Source organism: Streptomyces sp. GESEQ-4 (assembly GCF_017948455.1).
Lineage (GTDB): Bacteria > Actinomycetota > Actinomycetes > Streptomycetales > Streptomycetaceae > Streptomyces.
Window position 1 is genome coordinate 59,105 of sequence record NZ_JAFFSU010000021.1, and the last position, 19,491, is coordinate 78,595.

13 protein-coding genes are annotated in these 19,491 nt (G+C 70.0%); 8 read left to right on the plus strand and 5 right to left on the minus strand.

The window, feature by feature from the left end:
- The first annotated feature begins 42 nt into the window (after positions 1-42).
- The 3 genes from KCH48_RS31590 to KCH48_RS31600 all read left to right on the plus strand — a co-directional run bounded on the left by KCH48_RS31590 (position 43) and on the right by KCH48_RS31600 (position 5,087).
- The gene (locus KCH48_RS31590; RefSeq protein ID WP_210578898.1) at positions 43-2,022 is read left to right on the plus strand and encodes a beta-galactosidase; all 1,980 of its coding nucleotides are present in this window, start codon (positions 43-45) and stop codon (positions 2,020-2,022) included.
- A complete protein-coding gene (locus KCH48_RS31595; protein ID WP_210578907.1) occupies positions 2,019-4,298 on the plus strand; it encodes a glycoside hydrolase N-terminal domain-containing protein in 2,280 nt (759 codons plus the stop codon). The genes KCH48_RS31590 and KCH48_RS31595 overlap by 4 nt, the downstream gene beginning before the upstream one ends.
- A 69-nt stretch (positions 4,299-4,367) precedes the next feature.
- A complete protein-coding gene (locus KCH48_RS31600) occupies positions 4,368-5,087 on the plus strand; it encodes a hypothetical protein (protein ID WP_210578914.1) in 720 nt (239 codons plus the stop codon).
- A 30-nt stretch (positions 5,088-5,117) separates the two neighbouring features.
- On the opposite strand, the gene KCH48_RS31605 is transcribed toward KCH48_RS31600, so the two are convergent.
- The 3 genes from KCH48_RS31605 to KCH48_RS31615 all read right to left on the minus strand — a co-directional run bounded on the left by KCH48_RS31605 (position 5,118) and on the right by KCH48_RS31615 (position 9,577).
- Complete coding sequence (locus tag KCH48_RS31605; protein ID WP_210578916.1) at positions 5,118-6,305, minus strand: sulfotransferase; 1,188 nt, start codon at positions 6,303-6,305, stop codon at positions 5,118-5,120.
- Between the two features lie 144 nt (positions 6,306-6,449).
- Positions 6,450-8,501: a TIM-barrel domain-containing protein gene (locus KCH48_RS31610; protein ID WP_210578918.1), complete on the minus strand. Its 2,052-nt coding sequence runs from the start codon at positions 8,499-8,501 to the stop codon at positions 6,450-6,452.
- A gap of 62 nt (positions 8,502-8,563) precedes the next feature.
- Positions 8,564-9,577: a LacI family DNA-binding transcriptional regulator gene (locus KCH48_RS31615; RefSeq protein ID WP_210578920.1), complete on the minus strand. Its 1,014-nt coding sequence runs from the start codon at positions 9,575-9,577 to the stop codon at positions 8,564-8,566.
- 353 nt (positions 9,578-9,930) lie between these two features.
- On the opposite strand from KCH48_RS31615, the gene KCH48_RS31620 reads away from it, so the two are divergent.
- A complete protein-coding gene (locus KCH48_RS31620; RefSeq protein ID WP_210578928.1) occupies positions 9,931-11,862 on the plus strand; it encodes an acyl-CoA dehydrogenase family protein in 1,932 nt (643 codons plus the stop codon).
- Between the two features lie 14 nt (positions 11,863-11,876).
- Here KCH48_RS31620 and KCH48_RS31625 read toward each other — a convergent pair whose 3' ends face one another.
- Complete coding sequence (locus tag KCH48_RS31625; RefSeq protein ID WP_210578931.1) at positions 11,877-12,332, minus strand: lamin tail domain-containing protein; 456 nt, start codon at positions 12,330-12,332, stop codon at positions 11,877-11,879.
- Positions 12,333-12,470: 138 nt separating this feature from the next.
- On the opposite strand from KCH48_RS31625, the gene dxr reads away from it, so the two are divergent.
- The 3 genes from dxr to ispG all read left to right on the plus strand — a co-directional run bounded on the left by dxr (position 12,471) and on the right by ispG (position 16,354).
- Complete coding sequence (gene dxr, locus KCH48_RS31630) at positions 12,471-13,727, plus strand: 1-deoxy-D-xylulose-5-phosphate reductoisomerase (RefSeq protein WP_210578934.1); 1,257 nt, start codon at positions 12,471-12,473, stop codon at positions 13,725-13,727.
- Positions 13,728-13,735: 8 nt separating this feature from the next.
- The gene (locus tag KCH48_RS31635) at positions 13,736-15,028 is read left to right on the plus strand and encodes an RIP metalloprotease (RefSeq protein ID WP_210579168.1); all 1,293 of its coding nucleotides are present in this window, start codon (positions 13,736-13,738) and stop codon (positions 15,026-15,028) included.
- 168 nt (positions 15,029-15,196) lie between these two features.
- Positions 15,197-16,354, plus strand: a complete 1,158-nt coding sequence (gene ispG / locus KCH48_RS31640; RefSeq protein ID WP_210578937.1) for a flavodoxin-dependent (E)-4-hydroxy-3-methylbut-2-enyl-diphosphate synthase — start codon at positions 15,197-15,199, stop codon at positions 16,352-16,354.
- A gap of 28 nt (positions 16,355-16,382) precedes the next feature.
- Here the strand turns inward: ispG and KCH48_RS31645 are convergent, their stop codons facing one another.
- A complete protein-coding gene (locus tag KCH48_RS31645; protein WP_210578940.1) occupies positions 16,383-17,003 on the minus strand; it encodes a TetR/AcrR family transcriptional regulator in 621 nt (206 codons plus the stop codon).
- A gap of 67 nt (positions 17,004-17,070) precedes the next feature.
- On the opposite strand from KCH48_RS31645, the gene KCH48_RS31650 reads away from it, so the two are divergent.
- Positions 17,071-19,272 (plus strand): 2Fe-2S iron-sulfur cluster-binding protein, encoded by a 2,202-nt coding sequence (locus tag KCH48_RS31650; RefSeq protein WP_210578942.1) that lies wholly within the window; start codon positions 17,071-17,073, stop codon positions 19,270-19,272.
- Positions 19,273-19,491: the final 219 nt, after the last annotated feature.

A 19,491-nucleotide genomic window follows, 5' to 3' on the forward strand; every position in this document is an offset into this window, starting at 1 on the left:
GGGCGCTCCTAGTCCCCCTCTTTCATAGAACTGAGGTATGTCATGCGCACGTCCCATCTGCCGGCCCTCAGTGATGTCACGCGCGATCGCATCGTCTACGGCGGTGACTACAACCCCGAGCAGTGGCCGGAGGAGGTGTGGCTTGATGATGTGCGGCTGATGAAAGAGGCACGCGTCAACTCCGTCACCCTCGGGGTCTTTTCCTGGGCGAAGCTCGAACCCCGGCCGGGGGTACGGGAGTTCGGGTGGCTCGATCGGCTCATGGATCTGATGCACGACCATGGCATCGGCGTGGTCCTTTCCACGCCCACCGCCTCGCCGCCGCCGTGGCTCGGCCGGCTGCACCCCGAGACGCTGCCCCGCGACGAGGACGGGCGCGTCGAATGGTGGGGTGGGCGGCAGCACTTCTCGCACTCCAGTGAGGCGTATCGACGGTACGCCGCTGCCATCACCGAGGATCTCGCCGCGCGCTACGGCAGCCACCCCGCCCTCACCCTGTGGCACATCAACAACGAGTACTGCACGTTCGACTGGGGCGATGAGGCCGCCGTTCGCTTCCGGCGGTGGCTTCAGGGGAAGTACGGCACCCTCGAGGCCCTCAACACCGCCTGGGGCACCGCCTTCTGGAGTCAGGGCTACGGCGAGTGGGACGAGGTGCTCCCGCCGCGCCACGCGCATTACCTCAAGAACCCCACCCAGGTACTGGACTTCAAACGCTTCACCTCCGACATGCTCCTGGAGTGCTACGTCGCCGAGCGGGACATCGTCCGGCGGCACACCCCGCATATCCCGGTGACCAGTAACTTCATGCCGCTGTGGGTGGGGCAGGACGCCTGGCGCTGGGCGGACGAGGAGAATGTCGTCTCCGTCGACATCTATCCCGATCCGCGTGATCCGTACGGTGCCCAGAGCGGCGCCCTCGTCCAGGACATGACCCGTTCGCAGGCCCGCGGCCCCTGGATGCTGATGGAGCAGGCGGCCGGGCCGGTCAACTGGCGGGGCGTCAACCACCCCAAGCCGCGCGGAATGAATCGCCTCTGGTCGCTCCAGGCGGTGGCCCGCGGTGCCGACGCCGTCTGCTACTTCCAGTGGCGGCAGTCCCGGCAGGGCGCGGAGAAGTTCCACTCCGGGATGGTCAGCCACGCGGGGGAGGAGGGCCGTACCTATCAGGAGGTCAAGCAGCTGGGGGCCGAGCTGCACCAGATCGGTGGTGAGGTGACCGGCGGTCGTATCGCGTCCGACATCGCCATCCTCCACGACTGGCACTCCTGGTGGGCCGGCGCCCACGACGGCCGCCTCTCCACCCACGTCGACCACCCCGACATCCTCCGCGCCTGGCATCGCGCCCTCTGGGAAGCCCACCTCACCACCGACTTCGCCCACCCCGAGCACGACCTCACCCGGTACAAGCTCGTCGTCGTCCCGCACCTCTACCTCCTCACGGACACGGCGATCGAGAACCTCCTCGCGTACGTCCACGGCGGCGGCACCCTCGTCTGCGGCTTCCTCACCGGCATCGCCGACGAGGACGACCGGGTACGCCCCGGCGGCATGGACGCCCGGCTGCGCGAGCTGTTCGGCATCCGCACCCTGCACGAGTGGTGGCCACTGGACGCGGGGGAGACCGTCGAGTGCGACGGGTTCCGCGGGACGCTGTGGTCGGAGGAGATCGAGGCCGGAGGCGGCGCGACGACCGTCTCGTACAAGGGCGGCGAACTCGGCGGCCTGCCCGCCGTGCTCCACAAGGATCGCGCCTGGTACGTCTCCACCCTCCCCGAGCCGGCCGCGCTGCGCGACCTGCTCTCCCGGATCGCCACCGACGCGGGCGTCCGGCCCGTGCTCGACGGACTGCCTCCGATCGTGGAGGCCGTCCGGCGAGGTGATCTACTGTTCGTCCTCAACCACGGACGCGAGCCGGTGACCATCGACGTTCCCGGCACCCACCAAGACCTGCTCACGGGAGAGTCGTGCACGAACCAGCTCACCCTCGGCCGCTACGGAGTGGCGGTGCTGCGCCCATGACGACCCACGCCGCAGGCCCCGTCCACGGCACCTGGGAGCCCACCCCCGCCACCCGCTGGGAGGACGGCTACCTCAGCGGCAACGGCCACCACGGCGCCCTTGTGTTCGGCGACCCGAACGACGAGCGGGTCGTCGTCACCCACCACACCCTGGTCCGTCCCAACGGCGGCGAGCGTGCCCGCCCGCCCGAGCTGGCCTCCCAACTCCCGCAACTCCAGGACCGGTTGCTCGCCGGAGACGTGCGGGCGGCGGAGGACTTCACGGACGGGCGAGACCTCCAGTGGGTGCAGCCCTTCCACCCGGCCTTTCAGATACGGCTGCGGCGGGCGCCCGGCGCGGGCAGGTACTACCGTCGCTCGGTCGACTTCACGACCGGCGTCGTTCATGCCGAAGGCGACGGCTGGGACAGCCGCGTCTTCGTCTCCCGCGCCGACGACGTCATCGTCCAGCGGGTCACCGGCGCCGATCTCACGATCGCCCTCGACCACCGCCTCCCCGGCGCCCCGCACGACCTCGCCGTCGGCCACGGCGCCGTCCTCACCTCCGACGGCGCCCTGCTCAACCTGCGCGCCCGCTACCCCGGCAGCGACCGCGCGTACACGGGCATCACGCTGGTCATCGTCACCGGCGGCCGTACAGCGCTCACGCCCCTCGGTCTCCAGCTCACCGGCGCCACCTCGGCCCTGCTGCTGACCCGCGTCCTGCGTCACACCGGCGAGATCGACGTACCCGCCGTGTCCCGTGACCTGCAAGACCTAGTGCCCCGAAAGGGCGCGGGGCTGTATCGAAATGCGGCTCCGCCGCGGGGCGCGACAAGCCACAACGAGCCCGCAGACGAGCACCAACCGACCGACTCCTACACCCACCTCCTCGACCGCCACACCGCCCTCCACCGCACCGCCTACACGCGTGTGACGCTCGACCTGGACGCTGACCCCACCGAACGCGCCCTGCCAGGCTCGGAGTTGCTTGAGCAGGCAGAGAGCCCGGCCTTCCTGGAACGCCTCTTCGCCGCCGGCCGCTACCACCTGCTCTCCGCCGCCGGCCTGCTCCCGCCCCGTCTCACCGGCCTGTGGACCGGTGACTGGAACACGGCTTGGTCGGGGGCGTTCACCAACGACGCCAACGTCAACCTCCAGACCGCGTCGGCCGCGGCCGCCGCACTCCCCGAGGTCACCGACGCCCTCGCCGGCCTCATCGGCCGCCAGCTTCCGGACTGGCGTGAGAACGCGCGCGCGGTCTTCGGCGCCCGGGGCGCCGTCGCTCCGGCCCACAGCGACGGCGAGTCCGGGCTGACGTACCACTTCAACCGCGAATACCCGCTGCACCTGTGGACCGCCGGCGCCGACTGGCTGCTCAAGCCGCTCGTCGACCACGACGAGACCCGCGGCGAACGCGACCCGCGCACCGGCGACACGCTCGCCGAAGTCGCCCAGTTCTACGAGGACTTCCTCACCCGCAGCGACGACGAGGGACGCGTCATCGTCGTCCCCTCCTACTCACCCGAGAACCGGCCCGCGAACGCGAGCTGGGGCGCGATCAACGCGGCGATGGACCTCTCCGCGGCCCGGCACGCCCTGCGCACGGCCGCCGAGTACCACCCGGAGAAGGCGGGGGCGTGGCGTGCCCTCGCCGACCGGCTTCCGCCGCACCGGATCAATGACGACGGCGCGCTCGCGGAGTGGGCCTGGCCCGGCCTCGACGACACCTACGACCACCGGCACCTCAGCCACCTCTACGGCGTCTGGCCGCTCGACGAGATCAACCCCTACGACACCCCGGACCTCGCCACCGCCGCACACCGCGCCCTCGAACTCCGCGGCGCCGAGAACGACTCCGCGCACGGCCACCTCCACCACGCCCTCGTCGCGGCCCGGCTGCGTGACGGCGACCGGGTGGCGCATGCCCTCGGCCAGGTCCTCAAGGGCGACTTCTTCCACGCATCGCTGATGAGTTCGCACTACCCGAACCTCGACGTCTACAACGCGGACGCCGCCCACACCCTGCCCGCCGTCGTGATCGAGATGCTCGTGCAGTCGACCCCGGACCGGCTGGTGCTGCTGCCCGCGCTTCCGGCGGCGTACCCGAAGGGCGAACTCACCGGCATCCGCACGAGGTTCGGCGCGGAGGTCGACCTCAGCTGGAGCCCACAGCAAGCCACCGCGGTCGTACGCCCCACGCGCACCCACCGCGTCGAACTCCGGACTTCCTCCGGTGCACGGCCGCTCGACCTCGTCGCCGGAGAAGACCACGTCCTCACCCTGGAGACGTGGTGAATCACCGCTAGTCCCTTGCTAGTCCCCTGCTAGACCCGTGCTCATCCCCCCATCCATGGAAGGGACACCATGGCAACAACCCGCACGCTCGGCAGAATCACCAAGGCCCTGCTGGCCCCGGCCCTCGCGCTCGGCGCCACCGTCGGCCTCGCCTCCGCCCCCGCCCAGGCCGCGGTCTGGAACTCCTGCGACCAGTGGGGCAACACGAACCTGAACGGCTACACGCTCTACAACAACATCTGGGGCTCCGGCGCCGGCGGCCAGTGCGTCTGGGCCAACTCCGGCACCAACTGGGGCGTCTGGGCGAACCACCCCAACACCGGCGGCATCAAGTCGTACCCCAACTCCAAGAAGGTGATCAACAAGACGATCGCCTCGATCGGCTCGCTCACCAGCAACTACAACGTCACGGTCCCGTCGTCCGGCGCGTACAACACGTCGTACGACATCTGGGACACGGACTACGACTACGAGATCATGCTCTGGGTCAACTACAACGGAGCCGTCGGCCCGCTGGGCACCTCGCAGGGCAGCGTGACCCTCGGCGGCCACACGTGGAACGTCTACAAGGGCAGCAACGGCGTCAACGAGGTGTTCTCGTTCCTGCGGACCTCCGACTCCAGCTCCGGCAGCGTGAACATCAAGCCGATCCTCAGCTGGATCTCGGGCACCAAGGGCTGGATGTCCAGCAACGAGACCATCGGCGACGTCCAGTTCGGCTACGAGATCACCTCGTCGTCCGGCGGGCTCGACTTCCGCACCAACAACCTGACGGTCAGCAGTAGTTGACCGACGCCGGGCCGGGGCCGGTCCGTGCCGTCAGGCGCGGTCGACCTCGGCCCGCAGTGCGTTGTAGCCGGTGAAGGCGGCCTCGACGTCGGCGTGGGTCAGGCCGTAGCGGGACAGGTCGTAGGTGTGGCGGCGGGTGCCCTTGGGGCGGGCGGTGACGCCGGGGAGCCGGGCGGCGTCGGCTTCGGTCCAGCGGGCGCCGATGGCCGCGAAGAGCTTGGGGGCGCCGGCGGCCGGGTCGGTGCCGAGCCAGGAGTACGGCACGTCGACCAGGGCGTCGCGGGGGATGGCGGCCCGGGCGGCGACACCGCGCGCGGCGGAGCGGCTCAGCAGTTCCAGCCAGGTCGCGCCGATGCCGTGCAGGTCGAGGGGGCGGTTGCTGACGGCCATGCCGTGCTCCACCAGACTGCAGAAGGACGCCACGGCGGTGGCCGGGTCACGGTGGGTCCAGACGATCGTCGCGTCGGGGAAGGCCGTGCGCAGCGCGTCCAGGTTCTCCAGGTGCATCGGCGACTTCAGGATCCAGCGGCGGCGCGGGCGGCCGTACTGCAGGACCTGGAGGACCTGCCTGAGGTAGCGGTAGTCGGGGACGAAGTCGTGCGCGTAGTGCCAGGCCTGGTACGCGGGGATGCGGGCCTGGGTGAGCGGTGCCTGGGCGTGCGGCAGGACGAAGGTGCACTCCTCGGGGCCGTCGGCGACCATGGGGTGGATGTCACGGAAGCGCGGGGAGAAGAGGTTCGTGCCCGTGACCAGCCACCGTGCCGGTGCCATCGCCTTACGTCGTCGTTCCGCGGGTATCTCCAGGCCCGGCCTGAGCAGTTCCCACAGCCGGGGACATCGGTGCTCGGCGGAGAGGGACAGCACGCCGTGGGTGAGCGTGGTGGCGGTGCGCGGCAGGCCCACCACGAACACCGGTCTGTCGAGGGGCTCCTGCTCGATCGCGGGATGCTCGGCGATCAGCTGCCGGATCGTGGCCCGGTTGAGCAGATGCCGGCGCACATGCGCCTGCGCGGCCGCCCAGCCGACCGGGGTGAGGTTCTCCGCCTCGGCCCACCATCCCAGCAACTGCCGGAAGCCGTCGACGAACTCCCGGTCGCCCTCCGCCTGTCCGGTCCCGGCGAGGATCCGGTCGAAGACCCGGTCCGGCCGGTGACGGGAGCGGAACGCCGGCCGGAGCAGCAGATTGGCCAGGGTGAGGGGGAGGGGGGACGAGGACACAGGGCACCCTTCGACAGACGGGACGGTGCGGAACGGAGGGACCCTACCCAGTCCAACTCTCCTGCCACACAGCGGCGTTGAGACGACAGCCCCGGTGAAACAGAGATGGCCGGAACCGTCAGGCTCCGGCCATCTCCCGCCCGGCTACTCCCCTATCGGTAGCCGGACCCCGTCCCGCAGAAACAGCGGGATGCGGTCCAGCGGGGCGTCGACCGTCACGGTCGTACCGCCCTCGTACGTCGTCCCCGTCCACGCGTCCGTCCAGGTCGCACCCGCCGGGAGATACGCGGTGCGGGCCGTGGCGCCCGCCGTGAGGACCGGGGCGACCAGCAGATCCCGGCCGAAGAGGTAGGAGTCGTCGACCGACCACGTCGCCTGGTCCTCGGGGAACTCCAGGAACAGCGGGCGCATGACCGGCAGGCCCTCCTCGTGGGCCTCGCGCATAACCTGGAGGACGTACGGCTTCAGGCGCTCGCGCAGGCGCAGGTACCGCTCCAGGATCGCGCCGGCCTGCTCACCGTAGGACCAGACCTCGTTCGGGCCGCCGGTCATCGCAGGGCCCAGTGGCATGCCCGGGTCGCGGAAGCCGTGCAGACGCATCAGCGGGGACAGCGTGCCGAACTGGAACCAGCGGACCATGACTTCCTGGTACGCGGGGTCGCTCGGGTCGCCGCCGTGGAAGCCGCCGATGTCGGTGTTCCACCAGGGGATGCCGGACAGGGCGGTGTTGAGGCCCGCCGCGATCTGGCGGCGCAGGGTCGGGAAGTCGGTGCCGATGTCGCCGGACCACAGGGCGGCGCCGTAGCGCTGACTGCCCGCCCAGGCCGAGCGGTTGAGGGTGACGATCTCGGACTCGCCCTCCGCGACCAGCCCTTCGTGGAAGGCGCGGGAGTTCTCGGCCGGGTACATGTTCCCGACCTCCAGGCCCGGGCCCGCCCAGTAGCGCAGGTTCTCCTGGAAGCCCGGCTTCAGCTCCGGCTCGCAGGCGTCTAGCCAGAAGGCGGTGATGCCGTACGGGTCCAGGTAGTTCGCCTTCACCTTCGACCACATGAAGTCCCGCGCCTCGGGGTTCGTGGCGTCGTAGAAGGCGACCTGGACGGTGGAGGCGACCTCCTTGTCGGGCCAGTCGGCGTGGGCCATGGGGCCGTACTGGGTGCCGATGAAGTAGCCGCGCTGCTCCATGACCGGGTGGTTCTCGCTCAGCGGGGACACCGACGGCCAGACCGACACGACGAGCTTGATGCCGAGTTCCGCCAGCTCCCGCACCATCGCCGCCGGGTCCGGCCACTCCTTCGGGTCGAACTTCCACTCGCCCAGATGGGTCCAGTGGAAGAAGTCGCAGACGATGGCGGAGATGGGCAGGCCCCGGCGCTTGTACTCCCGGGCCACGGCCATGAGTTCGTCCTGCGTGCGATAGCGCAGCTTGCACTGCCAGAAGCCCGCCGCCCACTCCGGCAGCATCGGGGTGCGGCCGGTCACCGCGCTGTAGCGGCGCTGGGCTTCGGCCGGGGCGCCCGCGGTGATCCAGTAGTCGATCTGGCGGGCCGAGTCGGCGACCCAGCGGGTGCCGTTGCCCGCCAGCTCGACCCGGCCGATCGCCGGGTTGTTCCACAGCAGGGTGTAGCCGCGGCTGGAGGTGAGGACCGGGATGCCGACCTCGGCGTTGCGCTGGACCAGGTCCACGACCAGGCCCTTCTGGTCCAGGCGCCCGTGCTGGTGCTGGCCGAGACCGAACAGCTTCTCGTCGTCGTAGGCGGCGAAACGCTGCTCCAGGCGCTGGTGGCCGTTGCCGACGGCCGTGTAGAGACGGGGGCCCGGCCACCAGAAGTGGGCGCGCTCCTCGGCGAGGATCTCGGAGAGGTCGTCCGTCCGCAGGAACCGGATCATCCCCTCGGCGTTGACCTCGACGGTCAGCGCGCCGACCGTCAGCCGGCCCTCCCCGTCCCCCACCTTGACCATGGACTCGGTCGCCGGAGCCTCGTCCAGGAGCGCGCCGGGCAGCCCCTCCAGCACGGGCCCGCCGAGCCGGGCCCGCACCCGCACCGCGTCCGGACCCCACGGCTCGATGCGTACGGTCTCCTGACGACCGCTCCACTCCAGCGCCCCGCCCCGCTCACGGAACGTGCCGACGGTGGGGGAGGACTGGGCGAGGCTGACCGCGCCGGTCGGGGTCTGGCTTTCGGCAGGCTGGTTCACGAGGCGTACTCCTCAGGACATGGGGAGCCCCGGTGGGGGCCGACACGTGGAAGGGGTGGTGGTCAGGACGCGGCCGGAGCCGGACCCGTGCTCGCCCGGACCGTCAACTCGGGTGCGATCAGCAGGACTTCGTCGGTGCCGCGGCCTTCGAACTTCGCGACGAGGTGCTCCACCGCGTGCCGGCCCATCTCCTGGGCGGGGATGGCGACCGAGGTGAGCCGCACCGAGGCCTGGGTGGCGACCTGGTCGGGGCAGATCGCGACCACCGACACGTCCTCGGGGATGGCGCGGCCCTGCTGGCGCAGCAGACCGAGGAGCGGTTCGACCGCCGACTCGTTCTGTACGACGAACCCCGTGGTGCCGGGGCGTTCGTCGAGGATGCGGGCGAGGGTCACGGCCATCGCGTCGTATCCGCCGTCGCAGGGGCGGTGCAGCAGTCGTACGCCCAACTCCTGGGAGCGGCCGCGGAGTCCGTCGAGGGTGCGCTCGGCGAAGCCGGTGTGCCGTTCGTAGACCGCGGGGGCCTCGCCGATGACAGCGATGTCGCGGTGCCCCAGCATCGCCAGATGTTCCAGGCACAGGGCGCCCGTCGCCCTGAAGTCCAGGTCGACGCAGGTCAGTCCGGTGGTGTCGGCGGGCAGTCCGATCAGCACGGACGGCTGGTCCGTGCCGCGCAGCAACGGCAGCCGCTCGTCGTCGAGTTCGACGTCCATCAGGATCATCCCGTCGGCGAGCCCGCTGCCGGTGACCCGGCGGACGGCGTCCGGGCCCTCCTCGCCGGTGAGCAGCAGGACGTCGTATCCGTGCGTCCGGGCCGTGGTGGCGACCGCGATGGCGATCTCCATCATCACCGGTACGTACATGTCCGTGCGCAGCGGGACCATCAGCGCGATGATGTTCGACCTGCTGCTGGCCAGGGCGCGGGCGCCCGCGTTCGGGTGGTAGCCGAGATCGCGGATGCTCTGCTCGACCCGCTGCCGGGTGGTCGTGGAGATGGACCGCTTGCCACTGAGGACATAGCTCACCGTGCTCGCCGAGACTCCGGCGTGCTGAGCGACCTCGGCGAGGGTGACCATCCAGCTCTCCCAGTGGTGTGAAGCGCTTCGACAGTGCGCAGTGTGAATATGGGCGGGTGGGGGTGGTTCGACAGTAGCCCTACCGGGGGTGGGTGTCCATAGGTTGTCGAAGCGCTTCGACGCGGCCTTGCGAGACGGGGCCGCGGCTGGGCCGGTTCGTCCCGGAACGGCCTTCCCGAGGTGCGGCTTCCTGCTTACCATGACCGGCCGTGGGGGCGTGGAACGGGGGCGCAACTCCTCGCCGACGACGCGCGAGGGGTGGTGGGGTCGTCCCGTATCGGGTACTAACGATCCAGTAGCACCAGTCAGTAACGTGCGGCCCCAAGATCCCTATTCGCGGCGAGGTGAGCCTCATGTCCGCAGCACCCACCAAGCCCTCAGTCACTGAGCGCGAGGCACGCCAGGTGGCCGAGGCCGCCCGGGAACAGGACTGGCGCAAGCCCAGCTTCGCCAAGGAACTGTTCCTGGGCCGCTTCCGGCTCGACCTGGTCCACCCGCACCCCACCCCGCCGGCCGAGGACGTGCAGCGTGGCGAGGAGTTCCTGGCCAAGCTGCGCGACTTCTGCGAGACCAAGGTGGACGCGGCCCTGATCGAGCGCGAGGCCAAGATCCCCGACGAGGTCATCGACGGCCTCAAGGAACTCGGCGCCCTCGGCATGAAGATCGACACCAAGTACGGCGGGCTCGGCCTCACCCAGGTGTACTACAACAAGGCGCTGGCCCTGGCGGGCTCGGCCTCCCCGGCGATCGGGGTGCTGCTGTCGGCGCATCAGTCGATCGGCGTACCGCAGCCGCTGAAACTGTTCGGCACCCAGGAGCAGAAGGAGCGGTTCCTGCCGCGCTGCGCCCGCACGGACATCAGCGCGTTCCTCCTCACCGAGCCGGACGTCGGCTCCGACCCGGCACGACTCGCGACCAGCGCGATCCCCGACGGGGACGAGTACGTCCTCGACGGCGTCAAGCTGTGGACCACCAACGGCGTCGTCGCCGACCTGCTCGTGGTGATGGCCCGGGTGCCGAAGAGCGAGGGCCACAAGGGCGGCATCACCGCCTTCGTCGTGGAGACCAACTCGCCCGGCGTCACGGTCGAGAACCGCAACGCCTTCATGGGCCTGCGGGGCATCGAGAACGGCGTCACCCGCTTCCACCAGGTCCGGGTCCCCGCCGCCCACCGCATCGGCCCCGAGGGCGCGGGCCTGAAGATCGCGCTCACGACGCTGAACACCGGCCGCCTCTCGCTCCCCGCGTCCTGCGTCGCGGCCGGCAAGTGGTGCCTGAAGATCGCCCGCGAGTGGTCGGCCGCGCGTGAGCAGTGGGGCAAGCCGATCGCGCACCACGAGGCGGTCGGGTCGAAGATCAGCTTCATCGCGGCGACGACCTTCGCCATGGAGGCGGTGCTCGACCTGTCGTCGCAGATGGCCGACGAGGACCGCAACGACATCCGTATCGAGGGCGCGCTGGCCAAGCTCTTCGCCTCCGAGCAGGCCTGGCTCGTCGCCGACGAACTGGTCCAGATCCGCGGCGGCCGGGGCTTCGAGACGGCCGCGTCTCTCGCCGCCCGCGGCGAACGCGCGGTCCCCGCCGAACAGGTCCTGCGTGATCTGCGCATCAACCGGATCTTCGAGGGCTCGACCGAGATCATGCACCTGCTGATCGCCCGCGAGGCGGTCGACGCCCATCTGTCCGTCGCCGGCGATCTGATCGACCCCGACAAGTCCCTCCAGGACAAGGCGAAGGCGGCCGGGAACGCCGGTGTCTTCTACGCCAAGTGGCTGCCGAAGCTGGTCGCGGGACCGGGCCAGAACCCGCGCGCGTACGCCGAGTTCAACCGCGGCGTCGACCTCTCGCCGCACCTTCGGTACATCGAACGGACCTCGCGCAAGCTCGCCCGCTCCACCTTCTACGCCATGTCCCGCTGGCAGGGCCGGATGGAGACCAAGCAGGGTTTCCTGGGCCGGATTGTCGACATCGGCGCGGAACTGTTCGCGATGAGCGCGGCCTGCGTCCGGGCCGAACTCCTGCGCGGCCAGGGCGATCACGGCCGCGAGGCCTACCAACTCGCCGACGTCTTCTGCCGCCAGGCCCGCATCCGCATCGACGAACTCTTCGGCCGCCTGTGGACCAACACCGACGACCTGGACCGCAAGGTCGTCAAGGGAGTCCTCGGCGGCGCCTACACCTGGCTCGAGGAAGGCATCGTCGACCCCTCGGGCGAGGGCCCGTGGATCGCGGACGCGACCCCCGGCCCCTCACAGAGGGAGAACGTGCACCGACCGATCAGGTAGGCGTCAGCCGGTTCTCAGCACCACTTGTCGCTGGGGTTGGCCGTCGTCCAGGAACAGGCGTCGACCTTGGTGCCGTTCGCCTTGGTCAGGGTCGCCGTGTCGCTGGTGTTGTTCCAGACGTACCAGCCGCGGTCCTGGTACTTGTTCACCGTGGTGTCCCTGCCGATGCCGGTCTTCACCTTCATCGTCTTGCCCTTCGCTATCTTCACGTCGGGGAAGACGTACCGGTGATTGGCCTTGTCCTTGAGGACCCAGCCCTTCAGCGAGATCGCCGCACCACTGGTGTTCTTGATCTCCACCCACTCGCCGTTGAGGCTGAGGTTGGAGCCGTTGTCCGAGCCCGGGCTGTCGAACCAGACGTGGCGGATGACCACGCCCCCGGCGGCCTGGGCCGGAGTGCTGAGCACGGTGCCGGTGAGGGCGAGAGCACCCGCGAGTGCGGGCACGGCGAAAGCGGCGCGTATGCGCATGGAGAGATCCCCCCTGGATGTCTTCCGATGGCCGGTCGTCTGCCAGCCGGAACAGAAGAGTTATCACATGACCTTCACGAGAGCTTCACAAGGGGGGAAGTTGTCCTCGATGACAGTGGATGCGGCCACAATGGAGGAATGAGCGACAGCCCAGCCCCCCTCGCCGATCCGCACCTCGTCTATGACCCGGTGTCGGGCGACGGTCCGAAGGACGTGGTCGTCCTCGGCTCCACCGGGTCGATCGGCACGCAGGCCATCGACCTCGTCCTGCGCAACCCGGACCGGTTCCGGGTCACCGGACTCTCCGCCGCCGGCGGACGGGTCGCCCTCCTCGCCGAGCAGGCGCACCGGCTGCGCGTCCGCACCGTCGCGGTCGCCCGCGAGGACGTCGTACCGGCGCTGCGCGAGGCCCTTGCCGCCCAGTACGGCGCGGGGGAGCCGCTCCCCGAGATCCTCGCCGGACCGGACGCGGCCACCCAGCTCGCCGCCGCCGACTGCCACACCGTGCTGAACGGCATCACCGGCTCGATCGGCCTCGCCCCGACCCTCGCCGCCCTGGAGGCAGGCCGCACCCTCGCGCTCGCCAACAAGGAGTCGCTCATCGTGGGCGGTCCGCTGGTCAAGGCGGTCGCCAAGCCCGGCCAGATCATCCCGGTCGACTCCGAGCACGCGGCGCTGTTCCAGGCGCTGGCGTCCGGTTCGCGGGCCGACGTACGGAAGCTGGTCGTCACGGCGTCCGGCGGCCCTTTCCGCGGCCGTACGAAGGCGGACCTGGACCGGGTGACCGTCGCGGACGCCCTCGCCCACCCCACCTGGGCGATGGGCCCGGTGATCACGATCAACTCCGCGACCCTGGTCAACAAGGGGCTGGAAGTCATCGAGGCACACCTCCTCTACGACATTCCCTTCGACCGCATTGAGGTGGTCGTGCATCCCCAGTCGTATGTCCACTCGATGGTTGAGTTCACCGACGGATCCACGATCGCCCAGGCGACGCCCCCCGACATGCGCGGGCCCATCGCCATCGGCCTCGGCTGGCCGGAACGCGTCCCCGACGCCGCGCCCACGTTCGACTGGAGCAAGGCGTCCACCTGGGAGTTCTTCCCCCTCGACACCGACGCGTTTCCGTCGGTCGGGCTCGCCCGGCATGTGGGGCAGCTCGCGGGCACGGCCCCGGCGGTGTTCAATGCCGCCAACGAGGAGTGCGTGGAGGCCTTCCGGGCCGGCGCACTGCCGTTCAACGGGATCATGGAGACTGTGACGCGCGTGGTCGAGGAACACGGCACACCGCGTACGGGAACTTCACTCACCGTCGCGGACGTCCTCGAGGCGGAGACCTGGGCGCGGACCCGGGCGAGCGAACTGGCGGCACAGACGGCGGAGGCCCGTGCATGACGACCTTGATGTTCATCCTCGGCATAGTGATCTTCGCGTTCGGCCTCCTGGCCTCGATCGCATGGCACGAGCTGGGGCACTTGTCCTTCGCCAAGCTCTTCGGCATCCGCGTGCCGCAGTACATGGTCGGCTTCGGCCCCACGATCTTCTCGCGCAAGAAGGGCGACACCGAGTACGGCATCAAGGCCATCCCGTTCGGCGGCTACATCCGCATGATCGGCATGTTCCCGCCCGGCCCCGACGGCCGCCTCGAAGCCCGCTCCACCTCACCGTGGCGCGGCATGATCGAGGACGCCCGCGCGCAGTCCTTCGAGGAACTGCAGCCCGGCGACGAGACCCGCCTCTTCTACACGCGCAAGCCGTGGAAGAAGGTCATCGTGATGTTCGCGGGCCCCTTCATGAACCTGATCCTGGCGGCGGCGCTGTTCCTCACCGTCCTGATGGGCTTCGGCATCTCCCAGCAGACCACCACCGTGAGCTCGGTCTCCCAGTGTGTCATCGCACAGACCGAGAACCGCGACACCTGCGCGAAGTCCGACGCCCCCTCCCCGGCCGCGGCCGCGGGCCTGAAGGCGGGCGACAAGATCGTCTCCTTCGACGGCGTACGCACCGACGACTGGAACCAGCTCTCCGACCTCATCCGCGCCAACCCCGGCAAGGACGTCCCGATCGTCGTCGACCGCGACGGCGAGGAGGTCACCCTCCAGGCGAAGATCGTCGCCAACCAGGTCGCCAAGAAGGACTCCAGCGGCCAGATCGTCCAGGGCGAGTTCGTCTCGGCGGGCTTCCTCGGCTTCAGCGCCGCCACCGGCATCGTCAAACAGGACTTCGGGTCCTCCGTGACCTGGATGGGAGAGCGGGTCGGCGACGCCGTCGACTCCCTCGCCGCCATCCCCAGCAAGGTCCCCGCCCTCTGGGACGCCGCCTTCGGCGACGGCGAGCGCGAGGCGGACTCCCCGATGGGCGTGGTGGGCGCGGCCCGCGTCGGCGGCGAGATCTTCACCCTCGACATCCCGCCGACGCAACAACTCGCCATGGCGCTGATGCTGGTCGCCGGCTTCAACCTCTCCCTGTTCCTCTTCAACATGCTCCCGCTGCTGCCCCTGGACGGCGGCCATATCGCGGGCGCCCTGTGGGAGTCCCTGCGCCGCAACCTGGCGAGGGTGCTGCGCCGCCCCGACCCGGGCCCGTTCGATGTGGCGAAGCTGATGCCGGTGGCCTATGTGGTGGCTGGGATCTTCATCTGCTTCACCCTGCTCGTGCTCGTGGCGGACGTCGTTAACCCGGTGAGAATCTCCTAGTCATACGGAGTTTGTGGCGGTCCGACACGATCTGTGCCGGGCCGCTCTCCATCGAGTGGGTTTACGAGCGCGATGTGCCCGGGCCCAGGCAGGTGCCGTAATCTCGAAGCCTGGAGCCCGCCCTCGACGGGACCCGGACTTGATCCACGACTTGGGGTTGCACAGCAGATGACTGCGATTTCTCTCGGCATGCCGTCCGTTCCGACCAAGCTCGCAGAGCGCCGGAAGAGCCGGCAGATCCAGGTCGGATCCGTGGCGGTCGGCGGAGACGCTCCCGTGTCGGTGCAGTCGATGACCACGACCCGTACGTCGGACATCGGCGCCACGCTCCAGCAGATCGCCGAGCTCACGGCGTCCGGCTGCCAGATCGTGCGCGTCGCCTGTCCCACGCAGGACGACGCGGACGCCCTTGCCACCATCGCCCGCAAGTCGCAGATCCCGGTGATCGCGGACATCCACTTCCAGCCGAAGTACGTCTTCGCCGCCATCGAGGCGGGCTGCGCCGCGGTCCGCGTCAACCCCGGCAACATCAAGCAGTTCGACGACAAGGTCAAGGAGATCGCGCGGGCCGCCAAGGACCACGGCACGCCGATCCGCATCGGCGTCAACGCGGGCTCGCTGGACCGCCGCCTGCTCCAGAAGTACGGCAAGGCGACCCCCGAGGCGCTCGCGGAGTCCGCCCTCTGGGAGGCGTCCCTCTTCGAGGAGCACGACTTCCGGGACATCAAGATCTCGGTCAAGCACAACGACCCGGTGATCATGGTCGAGGCGTACCGCCAGCTCGCCGCCCAGTGCGACTACCCCCTTCACCTCGGTGTGACGGAGGCGGGCCCGGCCTTCCAGGGCACGATCAAGTCGGCGGTGGCCTTCGGCGCCCTCCTCTCCCAGGGCATCGGCGACACGATCCGCGTCTCGCTGTCCGCGCCTCCGGTGGAGGAGGTCAAGGTCGGCAACCAGATCCTGGAGTCCCTGAACCTCAAGCAGCGCGGCCTCGAGATCGTCTCCTGCCCGTCCTGCGGCCGCGCCCAGGTCGACGTCTACAAGCTCGCCGAGGAAGTCACCGCGGGCCTGACCGGCATGGACGTCCCCCTCCGAGTAGCCGTGATGGGATGCGTCGTCAACGGCCCCGGCGAGGCCCGCGAAGCCGACCTCGGCGTCGCCTCCGGCAACGGCAAGGGCCAGATCTTCGTCAAGGGCGAGGTCATCAAGACCGTCCCGGAGTCCAAGATCGTGGAAACCCTCATCGAAGAGGCCATGAAGCTGGCCGAACAGATGGAGGCGGACGGAACCGAGTCGGGCGAGCCGTCGGTGTCGGTGGCGGGCTGACGGAGGTTCCGGGGTTGCTGGTGAGCGGCTACTGATCGCCGCGAAGATAGCGGGTGACCATGTCCACCAGTTCGTTCTCGAGCGTCTCGACCGGGATGCTCCGAGGGTCGGCCATGAGCTTGTGCGTGTTCGTCTCCACGGTGAACACGATGAGCTCGGCCGCGGTGTCGAGGTCCCGCACGCGGACATCCGGGTGCCGGGCGAGGATGTCGCGCACCTGACCGACGCGCTTCTTACCGTGCCGGTCGATGGTATGGAGCACATCCTGCGAGAGCGGCGCCTCCTCGAGCATGATCCGCAGCAGCTGCGGATCGTCGCGGTGGTTGTCGATCGCGTCGCGGACCAGTGCCCGCACCGTTGCCCCCAGGGTTCCGGCAGACAGATCGAGCTGCTCGGCCTCGGTCCACGTGCCTCGGTCGAGGTGCCGCACCATCAGCTCGGCAAGGATGGCGTCCTTGTTCGGGAAGTACTGGTACAGCGAGCCGATGGAGATGCGGGCGCGTTCGGCGATGCGGTTGGTGGTGCCGGCGGCGTAGCCGAACTCGCCGAAAACGTGAGCAGCGGCGGTGAGGATGCGCTCGCGGGTGAGCTCGGCGCGCACTTGGCGGGGCTTGCGACGTGGCTGAAGGCGGCGGTCGGCCGACGGCATCCGGAGGCCTCCTCAAGGCATGAAAAGCGAGTAGCCAGAGAGCTGAGCTATTGCTCACAATAGTGCCATGAGCTGGGAAAACAAGGCGCAGCAAGCAAGCCGGTCGAGCAGCCTGCGCCGGGTGACGACGGTCGACGAGGTCGAGACGACCGTCGGCCGTCCGGCGTCGGTGGTCATGCTCAAGCAGATCGGTGCCCTCGACGAGGGCTGCCGGACCGTCCTCGCCCGGTGTCCGATCGCGGCCTTCGGCTACCGGGATGCCGACGGCACCAGCAGGACGACCTTCATCGGCGGCACTCCGGGGTTCGCACGCGTCCACTCGCCCACGCGGATCTCGTTCTCCCTGCCCGGGTCCGGCGACCCGCACGGTCCGGTTTCGTTGTTCTTCCTCCTGCCGGGCGTCGGCGAGATCCTGCGTGTCAACGGCTCGGTGGCCGCACGCAAGGGCGCGGAGACGACCGTCGACATCGAGGAGGCGTACGTGCACTGCGCACAGGCCGTCCTCCGGTCCCGTCTGTGGCAGCCGCCCACCCCTGCCGAGCCGGCCGCCGAACTCGCGGGTGAAGGGCCCCTGCGTGGACCGGGCGTCGCCGAGTTCCTGGCCGCGGCACCGTTTCTCGCACTGTCCACGTGGGACTCCTCCGGTGGGAGCGACACAAGTCCGCGCGGGGACCGGCAGGCGGTGGCGCGGATCCTGGACAGCCGCACGCTGGTCATCCCGGACCGCAAGGGCAACAAACGCGCCGACACGCTCCACAACCTGCTGCAGGACGACAGGCTCTCGTTCGCCGCGCTCGTTCCGGGGCGCAGTGGTGTGCTGCATGTCCGCGGCCGCGGCGCGATCACCGACGATCCCGCGCTGCTGGAGACGATGGCGCTGCGCGGGATGCCCCCGCACCTGGCGCTGCTCATCGACGTCGAGCACGCCGAGGTGACCGGCAACGACGCCGTGGCGCGCTCGCGGCTGTGGACCCCCGGCGCGCACCCCGACCGCGCCGCGATGCCGGACCTGATGGCGCTGGCAGGAGAACACCTCACCGCCAACGCGGCCGACGCCGACGGTGGTCCACCCGCGTTCCTGCTCAAGGTCGTCGGGGCGATCCCGGGAGTGAACTGGCTGCTGCGGCTGGTGGGGAACCGTCTCTACCGTTCCGGGCTGCGGAAAGAGGGCTACGAGGACATCGAGCCCGGCGCGGGCGGCCGGCGCCGTGGCTTCCCGCGCCGGCGTTCCGCCGACGACGGTGGGACGGAGCACCTCCTTCGGGAGGTGCGCGTCGTCGAGGTGCGCGGGGAGACACCGAGCGCGGTCACCCTCGTGCTGGAGGACGCCGCCGAGAACCCGGGACCGTTCGACTTCCGGCCCGGCCAGTTCTTCACGCTCGTCGCCGACATCGACGGCCGCCCGGTGCGACGGGCCTACTCGGCCTCGTCGGCGCCCGGGTCGTCCCGGTTGGAGGTCACCGTCAAGCACGTCGAGGGCGGCCGGTTCTCCAGCCACGTGCACCGGAATCTGGGCGCCGGGGACCGCCTCGCGGTGCGTGGCCCGTCGGGGTCCTTCCATGCCGGGCCGCAGCCCCCGGACGAGATCGTGCTCGTCGGGGCGGGCAGCGGCGTGACGCCGATGATGAGCATGATCCGCACGCGGCTCGCCGTCCGGCCGGGCCGGGACCGGATCGCGCTGCTCTACAGCAGCCGCAGCGCGGAGGAGATCATCTTCGCCGAGGAGCTGGCCCGGCTGGCGAAGGATCATCCCGACCGGCTCTCGGTCACCCACGTCCTGACCCGCAGGGACGGGCGGCTCGACGCGGACGGCGTGCGTCGTTGGGTCACCGGCCGGTCGCTGTCCCGGGACGCCCACTACTACGTCTGTGGTCCCGAACCGCTGATGGACACCGTCCAGGGCGTTCTGGCCGGGCTCGGGGTCCCGGAGGAGATGGTGCACCACGAGCGCTACACCAGCAGTGCGGACACCGGGACCGCGACGACCGTGCCGCAGGAGATGACGGTCGAGCAGGAGGGGCACCCGATCGGCGCGGTCGTGGTCGAGCCCGGCCAGACGCTCCTCGACGCGGGACTCGCCGCGGGGCTGCCGATGCCGTACTCCTGCACGGTCGGAAACTGCGGCGACTGCATGGTGCGGCTCCGCAGCGGAGAGGTCACACAGAACGAGCCGAACTGCCTCACGCCACGGCAGAAGGCCGATGGCTACGTCCTGACGTGCGTGGGCTGCCCCCTGTCCAAGGTCACCCTCGACATCCCGGACGAGTGATCGCCGGGCGATCGTCGGCAGAGTCCCTGGCCCCACCCGCTGGGGCCGGACCTCTCGACGCCGGTCGGCATTATCCAGCCCGTCCGGCGTTTGAGGACGAGGCCGCCAGGCCGAAGCGGGGGTCTGGGGACGGCAGCCCCCAGGAGCGGTCACCTCAACGTACGGTCGGAGGGAAGCGGGCGGCCCCCTTCACGGGGGCGGCGCCGCTCAGCTTCCGCA